Origin of the sequence: Rhizobium sp. ZW T2_16, from assembly GCF_044987325.1 — a bacterium.
Classification (GTDB): Bacteria; Pseudomonadota; Alphaproteobacteria; order Rhizobiales; family Rhizobiaceae; genus Neorhizobium; species Neorhizobium cellulosilyticum.
The window spans coordinates 1-8,145 of record NZ_JBJDRG010000047.1; the positions used below are offsets into that span (position 1 = coordinate 1).

Sequence of the window (8,145 nt, forward strand, 5' to 3'; positions counted from 1 at the left end):
GATCCGCTGCAGATCGCGCTCGCTCATCGCTATCAATCCCATCTGCTTGTCTCCGCGTTATCAAACGCGGGGAGTGTGACAGTCTAACTTTGCTGAATTAGGACATTCTAACTTTGCGGCTACATACAAAGATCGCATAATCTGTCTTATGGAACTAAATACTATGCCGCGTGCCGACGACATCGAGATTTAAAAACGGAACCAAGTTTGGCCCAAACTGCGATCTTTTGGCCCAAACCGGAAAGTAACGTGGCCCAACTACAAAGAGCGTGCGGACTCGGTCGTTAGGTATGAAGCATCTGACACAGTGCCGGGACGACCGCTGGAGACGTTACGGGGATTGTCAGCTTCCCGCAAACGGGAAATGGCTTAGTCCGCAACCTGTCAAACCAAGGTTCATCCCACGCTTCAAGCAACGGGAATTTCCCGACTTTTCTCCCAACAAATGGCGAAAGCGACGCAATCAATTCCTTAGACCTGCCTGTTATTTGCGAACTTTGAGTGCAGACGCTCTCGTTCGTTAAGCGGACATTCTTGTCGCTGATATCGACGATGACTTCGCCTTGATCGAGAGGGCCTACCCCGACCATAACGTCGGGCGCGATAGCAAGGAATAATTTAACCCTTGGATCGCTTAAATCGTTGGTTTCCGGCGGCGTGAGCTTCAAAACCGGTCGGCTGCCAAGGACAAACGACTTCTTGGGATTTGGTATTCGAACAACGGCTAGTCCCCTACCCGCAATCACGCTGAGGATGTCGTCGCTTCCAGTTTTCAACGATGAGACTCCGTTCTTCTGGCATGGTTCAGCGCGTCGGCAATGCCTTCGACGATATTGATAAAGTGGCTCCTGGACCGGGCTTGGATCGAACGGTTGGAGCTAGTTATGGGTGCGGAAACAACGAGCGTATCATGCTTCAAGCCCATGACATTTGGGAGAATAAGGGACGACCTGAAGGCCATCATAGCGACACGGGAATGGGCGTAACCACAGAGCACGCCAGCGCTCTCTACAGCGCCGTTTCCGCATGAAAACGAACTCGCACGAAGATGTCATTGTGCCACGATTCCCTAGCAGTAGCCAACGACACGACGACTTTTCAAAAAAGCCCGCTCATTAAGCGTTCATACGCCTTTTCTGGCTTCCCATACGCATCGGCAGCGAACTGTTCCATTCCTTCACGATCTCTGATCGTGACGAGTCCCCGGTCTGCTCGAATGAAACCGTTTCCCTCTAGCACGTGAAGCGCGGTAGTCACGCTTGGGCGACGGACAGCGAGCATCATGGAAATGAAATCATGGGTGAGCGGCAGCTCGTTTCCATCAATTCTGTCGTCACACATAAGCAGCCATCTCGCGAGGCGCTCGTTGACATCATGAATAGCGTTGGAGACAGCCGTATATGCAAGCTGAACAGCAAATGCCTCAATCGCTCGGATTATAACTTTGAGAAAATTTCGCCGATTTTCCATCAGATGGCGAAAGTCATCGTACCGGATACGATAGCCCGCAGCATCCAGCTGCACGTAAACATCGTATGTGTACACATCAACATCAGCAATGGCAGAAGTTGGAATATATCCATCGTAGCCAAAGATGCCCGCCTCCGCCCGCGCGCCCTCAGGTGTTTTTGCAATCACAGAGCAAATGCCTTTGGTGAGAAAGTAGACGTGCTCAATCGGCTGGCCTTCCTCACCAAGCATCACCCCATGGGTGAGACTAACTGGCTCCAACCCGTTTGCGACATCATTGAGGTCTTCACTTGGCAGACGCGCCAGTAACTTATTGCCACGCGCCAAATTGAAATCAATGCGCATCTCTCTGTTCCCCCTCACAAAAGCAGCATGCAATATGGGCGGCTTGCTCACCCGAACAGCCGGAACAAGTGGAGGCCAGCCGGGTTACGCTTTGGCAACATGCTAAACTTCATGGGTGGCAGATGCCAAGATACTATTTCCATCTTCGTGACGGCGACCGCCTAGATCGAGATCCGGAAGGAACTGAGTTGGCGACATTGGACCTGGCCGTCGAGGAAGTTCGACACGCTGCAAGAGAGTTACTGGCGCACAAAATACTTCAAGGGGAAGTTGTTGATGGCCAGATTTTCGAGATCACAAGCGAGCAGGGCGAGGTCTTCGACAAAATCCCGCTCAAGTCGGTCGTCCGTTTCGAGTAACTGGGGCTGCGATAGTTCCACGCCCAAAGCGAGTGATGATGAGTTTCAAGGTGAAGGACGGAAGCCAAAAAGCCACGGGAGCGACAGCGTCCGATGCGGTTAAGCAGCTTGAAAAATCACACGGCAAAAAAGTGGTCGTCATGGAACTCATTCCCGGGACTAACAACTCCGAAGAAGTAACGCTGTCACAGCAAGAGATCGAAAGTCGATAACTAGCGGAAAAAGCTCCACCACGGGAGCTTCTCTGGTAGGCTGTCCAGCGCCGAATTTTCTAAATCTACACCGGTATAAGTCCGTAGGGTGTCAGGCAGCCGCTTCCAACGGTAAGATTTGGACCTTCTTAACACTCCGTCGCCTGCTCCGCTGAGGCCTTGTGACGTCCGCAATGATCGAGTGGGCGACAACTTTACCCAATTCGGCCGCACTCGTAATACCTTGGATGAAGGGACGTTTGTGAAGCAGGTATGCTACTGCGGGGAAGAAGAGCCGTCGGATCGGCTGTGTGCCAGAGATCAGCGGGCGACATTGTGCGTCGAGATCTATGCCGCCAGTTCTTCGTTGGTTGCCTGTCGTAGTGACCGTCCATCCCTCAGAAATGAGGCCACGCTCTACCAGCCCTCGAAACGGTAGGTCGGCAGCTGAGCGATTTTTCTGCCCTGTCGCATCTATGAAAGTGTCAAATACCCTTCGTCCGCAAGCCGAATTTACCGTCACGCCACGTGCGAGCCCTTCGCTGGAAATCTCAGAATCGTTTCCGAGAGCGAGGATTTCGAGACGGCCACACTCGTGGAGAGCGAGAAGACGCTCAATCGAAAGATGCGGCACCGTCGCATAGTCATCTGCGAAGATACTTTTGAATGAACGGTTGAAGCGCTCTAGATCGTCGGCATTTAGACAATCGACCGCAGCTTCGATAATCTCATGTGTAATTAAGATGGCGTACCGCCACTGTACCGTACGCTCAGCGCTATAGTTTCGGCCTGCCTCAACAAGATTTTGCCTAGCCCACTCAAAAGGCTCAATTTTATCCCGAACGCCGTAGTAAGCTTCAGCAAAGTCGTCGACTGTTAGTTCGTCCAGGCCGATGGCTGCAGCGTATTCAGGATCGGCGACAGCAATCTCTTGTTTGAAAAGATCGAAGAGATCGTCCAATAGCCCACTAGAGCCTAGCCTGGTACGATCATCCACGGCCTGCTTTGTACAAATCCGGGGCTCGAGATAGGGAATGGGAAAATAGAAGTCGGCCTCCGGTAACAAGCCTTTTCGAGACATCATTGTCATATGAAGGCAGCTGCCGGATTTGCTCGGTCGGTATTCCAGAATTCCCTTTTTCGTCCGCCGAAATTTGCCATACGTAGTCGCAACAGTCATGATCGCATCGATCGCACTCAGTGAGGTACCAAGAACTGCCACCTCTCCACTCGGGATGGTTTTCAGGGCAGTCGCAGGCCATGGAGCCTCGAAAAAGCCAGGTGATTTTTCAGGGTTGGTCGGAAAGCTGTGGCCCGTCGCTGCAACGACGTAGTCGAAGACACAATTGTCTTCGCGATTACGCCCTGCGATCGTCAGCTTGAACATATCCTCGACAGGCGTGATGTCCTCTACCTCACAGCTTTCCGACACCTGGACTTCATGACGAGTTGCGCAGGCACTATCAATCAGCGTGGAAAACTGCGATTTAAAATAGTCGCCGACAACTATACGTGGATAGAAGGCACGATCTGAAATCTGATCTCGAGTGACGTCATATTCAGCAAGATACTTATCTGACTGCAGAAGAAGCCATCTGTATAAAGTCTGCGGTAGTGGTGGGATTTCTACGCTGGGAATATTCGATAACATCGACGGGTCATTGATGCCGCGTTGGTAAGGAGTTCCCTTTCCGGCGATTTCGCTCCGCTCGAAGATCGTGATATGAAGTTTAGCGCTACAGGTAAGTAATTCTTGAAGTGCATAAATGCCTGTCGGGCCGGACCCAACGATTGCGATGCGTTTACTCATTTGGGCTCCTCGCACCGCCATGCGCTGTGCTGCTCCTGAACGGGCCAGCCCGGTGTGCGTTCCCTCGCCGTACGCTAGCGGACCAAGCGCTGAACGCAATTTTCTACTGCGGCTCGGGATTCCGTTTTCAACTTTTAGTTTTGGATACCCATTGAAGGTTCAAAGATTAGAGCCATATCATTTTCATGGAAAAATCTCAGATTGACGACATCGATGCGCAGATTCTGAAGCTTCGTACGGCGCTGCCAATCTGGGGTGTCGAAGCGAACGATCTCGTGGAATTGGCCCGCAACGCGGAGCGAGCTGCGATACAGGTAGACGAGCGCACGATGCAGCGTGTACGCGGATTGATCGAAACCACCACTGGTTGGCACAACACCCTTCTCTACTGGGAGGAGCAAGACGCGGCTCCCGGGCTCAGTGCAGAGATCCGTGTCCTTCGCGGGTCACTCGATGCGATGCGCAAGGAAGTTGCCGCGTCGGCAAGGATGTTTCCATCGTGATGACTGATGCTCAACCGGCCGAGCGTCTCCCGTTTTAGTCGGACATTCTTCCGCGTTCTGACAAATTCTTCGCGTTCTTGTCGATAGGCTTCAGGTGTCATCGACATCATCGTTGTATCAGAGCCAAACAAATCAACTATCGATAGCCTTCTGAGTCAGCGTATCAAAGGGATGGTTTACGCCTTCATATCCCCTATTGCGTGCATCCCCATGGAGAGCAAGATGATGGAAAACAAGCCCAAGCCTGAAAGCGATGATGCTCGCAGCGGCGACGATGAGGACAAGAACCGCGAGGAACTTTCGAAGGCTGCTGAAAAGGGCCTCAAGGACGCTCGGAGAAACAATCCAAAAGGCGACGCGCTATGACCGATCCTAAGGTCACTGAAACCGGGACTAAAGCACGACAGGGGCGCACCGGCCGACCGGTGCTTATCTCGCAGGCTTGACGCTAGCGTTGCTTGCCTGGACAGAAAGCATCCTCAGAACCGACAGACCGAAGCGTAGTCAAAAGTCGCGATAGCAAAGGTGACTTCGGGCTGGCTAGGGTGGTGCTACGTTAGTGCTATCTCGCAAGTCGGGAATTCATACCAATATTGGGAGGCGACTGTGACTGAGGCTTTAGACAAAGAGAATTTTGAAACTCGCCTAAGCACAAAAGAAAAACGGATGTTTTTCGAGGCCTTGCGTATGGAAGTCGTTAAGACCTTTAAAGGCTTCGACCCTACGACAAAACGCCGCCTGGCGGGATCCGCCCGCAAACTTATAGAAATCTTGCAATTATTCGAGCGAGATCCGTACGATTCTCCGCATTGCTCGATTGCCCAAGTGGTCGACCTTGCGTGTCAGTTTACCGCGCAAGGAAACCGTACCATTCAGACGTCGAACACAAGCGCCACGCTTCATTAAAGGTGAGCGCTCCTACAATTCGTGGGAACGCTCTTTGATGTTACTCTTTGCGTTCACGCCCTCAAATTTAGGAGCCTCTTCGAGCTGCTGCTCTGTGACGTCAAGAACGGTGCGCTCAGGAAGGCCGTCGGAGCCAACAGCCCTATCGGCGTATCCATCCGGCGTAGGCCGCACCGCGTATGATTTTGGCTGGTCTGCCATGATGCGCTCGATCTTTTCCTGGTCGCATTGCTCGTCGGCGAGGAACTGGCGAACGCCTCCCTCCCAGGTGCGGATATCGGCGAGGAATTCTTTTAGACTCTCGACGCCCCGGTCGGTGAATGTCGTGATGCCCTCTTCGCTGCCGTCATGGGCATGGATCATCTCGCCATAGTCGATATTGTCGGAGTTGCTGGCGATTTCCTGGATGAGTTCGAGGTTTTCGCCGATCAGCACAGCGACGTAGCCGATCGTGTAGACATGCGTCGGGCGGCCCATTAGGCGGCCATCTGTCGTCCGCTGCCAGCGGCTGCTCCTAAATCTTGAAACTGTGTTGTGAACTCTCTCCCGCCTGACGGAAATGTCCGCTGACCGTTTCGGTACGAGCAGATCTAATGTGCTTTAAGAGCTCGAGCAATCTTGCGAGAGCTTCACTTGAAGCCATAGCGAACCTCTATCCTGAAGGGGAGCGCCGGTGGTCGACCCGTAGGCCGACCACCGCCTGATCTGGCGTCTGGTGCACACCATCTCCGGCTACATGGAACTTAACGTTATCTTGGTCGCTGCAATTTCAGACGAGAAACACCAGCCGCGATATTGAGACCTGTGCCAGCCTCTCCGCTCAACGGCTGCAAGGCGAAATTCTTGGCGTTACCGCCAACCAGAGCGTTGGCGCCGAGACCCAACCCAACAGAAGCGCTGGCGGACGCACCGACATAGGTTCCAGCCAACACACCCTCGCCCACTCGGGTCGGCGCCGTATTGACAACGATCCAACTCATGTAGCGCTTGCCTGTGACACCAACATCCAGACCGAGCTTTCCGATCGTGCCCGTATACCGTTCTGATTTTCCCGTTCTCTGCTTGAAGGTACAGGTGACAGCTCGGTTTGAGCCTATGAGAAGGCCAACGCCACCAGCGACCTCACATGACAGGGTCCCCAGGCGCTCCTTCGGTTGCTCTGCCACCTGGTTTTTCACCGGATGATGCCGCGGTGCCGCGTAAGCGATACCAACCGAGGCGAGAGAGGCAATAAGCCCAAGTGTTATGATCTTGATCATTTCTTTTCCTTCCAAATGTTCCGGGGTTCTCAGTTCACGGGACCGCCAGCGCACTCTGAACAGGGCGAGACAGATTTGACGCTCACCAGGCAGGAGATCGGAATGGCGGTGAATTCGTGGACGACGTCGAGCAGCTTCTGGCGATCCCGCTCTGTCGGCACTGTGCCGTTGATCGAGATCGTGTGGCTTTCTAGGGATACGGCAAGGTCAGCGATATTCAATCCAGGTTGATAGGCCAGGATAGCCCTAAGTGCGGCTACCATCGACTGATCAGCGACAAGCATCGTGGCTCTCTGCTCAGGTGCGGAAATAAACATCGGCATGTCCTCCGCTCGAAGTTAGCGAAGCGTGCAGGCTCGACTGTCGCAACAGCTGCGACGACCGCCGCACCGACTTTGTCGACCGCGACAGATCCGATTGGAACGATCGAGCAGAACATTCGTCAGGCGAGCGGCGGCAACGACCCGGCGGCTCTGCGGGATACGGCCATCGCAGCAGTCCGCGCCGCTCTGACCGGTGATCAGGCAAAGGCGGATGAAGCACGTAATCGCGCAGCGGATGCGTTGGCGCGCGCCCAAAACATTTCTGTCGACCAGGCCCGTCAGCAGGTTGCCCAGTATGAAGAGCAATACAAGCAGGCTGCCGAGGAGGCAAAGCGCCAGGCGACCGAAGCGGCCCAGACCGCGGCAAAGGCACTTTCGGTAGGTGCGATCACAGCGACTATCGCATTGGTCGCCGGCGCCATAGCAGCATGGCTTGGTGGTGCTGCCGGTACAGTGAGTCACCCGCGTCGTGAGGATGCCTAAGTTACTGTGCGTCGGCCTTGGGGATCGCTCATTCCTGCGATCCCTACGACCATCCGCTCAGTGGTGGCGCCGCTAACGCCGCCCTCATCCCCCTACAGCGAAGTGCTTGCCGCCAGAGTATACATGGTCGAAATCGTGTTACCAAAAGAAGCCGAAATGGCCGGTGACTTGACGCCTGAGCAAGCTGAACAACAAAACGCGTCTATCTGCTGAAACGCTTTCGGACAAGTGCTCAAAGGTACTGGGGCCGCGATGACGACGAGCTGGCGTGGTCTCGCGTCTCTGAAAAGGCCTCTCGGACCCAGGCTGTAACAGTCCCTCGTCCGGGTTAACCAAGTGCCGCATCGTCGCTGAGATGCGCCTAACCGGTGTTGGTTTCCACGCAGAACTGAGCCGGTTAGGCGCATAATTTCCATTGAGAATTGAGCCATGTGAACCTTCCCCCAACGCGGTGAGCGACGGGGGCAACGGAGTGATCCACATGGGACTTTTAAAC

The 8,145-nt window shown here is 54.0% G+C and carries 10 protein-coding genes and 2 pseudogenes; 6 read left to right on the forward strand and 6 right to left on the reverse strand.

The features are described 5' to 3' along the window. Nucleotides 1–284: 284 nt before the first annotated feature. Complete coding sequence (locus ACI3K0_RS30415) at nucleotides 285–776, reverse strand: hypothetical protein (RefSeq protein WP_404946959.1); 492 nt, start codon at nucleotides 774–776, stop codon at nucleotides 285–287. Between the two features lie 322 nt (nucleotides 777–1,098). Beyond that, on the reverse strand, nucleotides 1,099–1,815 hold the full coding sequence (locus tag ACI3K0_RS30420) for a Crp/Fnr family transcriptional regulator (protein ID WP_206828309.1): 717 nt from the start codon (nucleotides 1,813–1,815) through the stop codon (nucleotides 1,099–1,101). A 122-nt stretch (nucleotides 1,816–1,937) separates the two neighbouring features. Here ACI3K0_RS30420 and ACI3K0_RS30425 point away from each other — a divergent pair, with 122 nt between their 5' ends. Continuing rightward, nucleotides 1,938–2,174 carry a DUF6894 family protein gene (locus ACI3K0_RS30425; RefSeq protein WP_148148868.1) on the forward strand — a complete coding sequence of 79 codons (237 nt, stop codon included), beginning with the start codon at nucleotides 1,938–1,940 and terminating at the stop codon, nucleotides 2,172–2,174. A 38-nt stretch (nucleotides 2,175–2,212) separates the two neighbouring features. Next, entirely contained in the window at nucleotides 2,213–2,386 is a 174-nt protein-coding gene (locus ACI3K0_RS30430) for a hypothetical protein (RefSeq protein ID WP_404946960.1), read from the forward strand. 91 nt (nucleotides 2,387–2,477) lie between these two features. Here the strand turns inward: ACI3K0_RS30430 and ACI3K0_RS30435 are convergent, their stop codons facing one another. Then, complete coding sequence (locus tag ACI3K0_RS30435; protein ID WP_404946961.1) at nucleotides 2,478–4,175, reverse strand: FAD/NAD(P)-binding protein; 1,698 nt, start codon at nucleotides 4,173–4,175, stop codon at nucleotides 2,478–2,480. Between the two features lie 185 nt (nucleotides 4,176–4,360). Between ACI3K0_RS30435 and ACI3K0_RS30440 the strand changes: the two genes are divergently transcribed. The 3 genes from ACI3K0_RS30440 to ACI3K0_RS30450 all read left to right on the forward strand — a co-directional run bounded on the left by ACI3K0_RS30440 (nucleotide 4,361) and on the right by ACI3K0_RS30450 (nucleotide 5,584). Then, nucleotides 4,361–4,678 carry a hypothetical protein gene (locus ACI3K0_RS30440; protein ID WP_404946962.1) on the forward strand — a complete coding sequence of 106 codons (318 nt, stop codon included), beginning with the start codon at nucleotides 4,361–4,363 and terminating at the stop codon, nucleotides 4,676–4,678. A gap of 222 nt (nucleotides 4,679–4,900) precedes the next feature. Beyond that, complete coding sequence (locus tag ACI3K0_RS30445) at nucleotides 4,901–5,044, forward strand: hypothetical protein (RefSeq protein ID WP_404946963.1); 144 nt, start codon at nucleotides 4,901–4,903, stop codon at nucleotides 5,042–5,044. A 240-nt stretch (nucleotides 5,045–5,284) separates the two neighbouring features. Continuing rightward, the gene (locus ACI3K0_RS30450; RefSeq protein WP_404946964.1) at nucleotides 5,285–5,584 is read left to right on the forward strand and encodes a hypothetical protein; all 300 of its coding nucleotides are present in this window, start codon (nucleotides 5,285–5,287) and stop codon (nucleotides 5,582–5,584) included. A 180-nt stretch (nucleotides 5,585–5,764) separates the two neighbouring features. On the opposite strand, the pseudogene ACI3K0_RS30455 reads toward ACI3K0_RS30450, so the two are convergent. The 3 genes and pseudogenes from ACI3K0_RS30455 to ACI3K0_RS30465 all read right to left on the reverse strand — a co-directional run. Next, nucleotides 5,765–6,061 (reverse strand): annotated as a pseudogene (locus ACI3K0_RS30455) (hypothetical protein); the annotation flags it as partial. A gap of 272 nt (nucleotides 6,062–6,333) precedes the next feature. After that, nucleotides 6,334–6,843 (reverse strand): DUF992 domain-containing protein, encoded by a 510-nt coding sequence (locus tag ACI3K0_RS30460; protein ID WP_404946965.1) that lies wholly within the window; start codon nucleotides 6,841–6,843, stop codon nucleotides 6,334–6,336. A gap of 29 nt (nucleotides 6,844–6,872) precedes the next feature. Further along, nucleotides 6,873–7,160 carry a BON domain-containing protein gene (locus ACI3K0_RS30465; RefSeq protein WP_206829491.1) on the reverse strand — a complete coding sequence of 96 codons (288 nt, stop codon included), beginning with the start codon at nucleotides 7,158–7,160 and terminating at the stop codon, nucleotides 6,873–6,875. 15 nt (nucleotides 7,161–7,175) lie between these two features. On the opposite strand from ACI3K0_RS30465, the pseudogene ACI3K0_RS30470 reads away from it, so the two are divergent. Then, nucleotides 7,176–7,649, forward strand: a pseudogene (locus ACI3K0_RS30470) (PhnA-like protein); the annotation flags it as partial. Nucleotides 7,650–8,145: the final 496 nt, after the last annotated feature.

Bases quoted from the DNA above. Each gene is read 5' to 3' on its own strand.
- ACI3K0_RS30420 (WP_206828309.1), bottom strand. From the start codon at position 1,815: ATGCGCATTGATTTCAATTTGGCGCGTGGCAATAAGTTACTGGCGCGT.
- ACI3K0_RS30425 (WP_148148868.1), top strand. From the start codon at position 1,938: ATGCCAAGATACTATTTCCATCTTCGTGACGGCGACCGCCTAGATCGA.
- ACI3K0_RS30430 (WP_404946960.1), top strand. From the start codon at position 2,213: ATGAGTTTCAAGGTGAAGGACGGAAGCCAAAAAGCCACGGGAGCGACA.
- ACI3K0_RS30435 (WP_404946961.1), bottom strand. From the start codon at position 4,175: ATGAGTAAACGCATCGCAATCGTTGGGTCCGGCCCGACAGGCATTTAT.
- ACI3K0_RS30440 (WP_404946962.1), top strand. From the start codon at position 4,361: ATGGAAAAATCTCAGATTGACGACATCGATGCGCAGATTCTGAAGCTT.
- ACI3K0_RS30445 (WP_404946963.1), top strand. From the start codon at position 4,901: ATGATGGAAAACAAGCCCAAGCCTGAAAGCGATGATGCTCGCAGCGGC.
- ACI3K0_RS30460 (WP_404946965.1), bottom strand. From the start codon at position 6,843: ATGATCAAGATCATAACACTTGGGCTTATTGCCTCTCTCGCCTCGGTT.
- ACI3K0_RS30465 (WP_206829491.1), bottom strand. From the start codon at position 7,160: ATGTTTATTTCCGCACCTGAGCAGAGAGCCACGATGCTTGTCGCTGAT.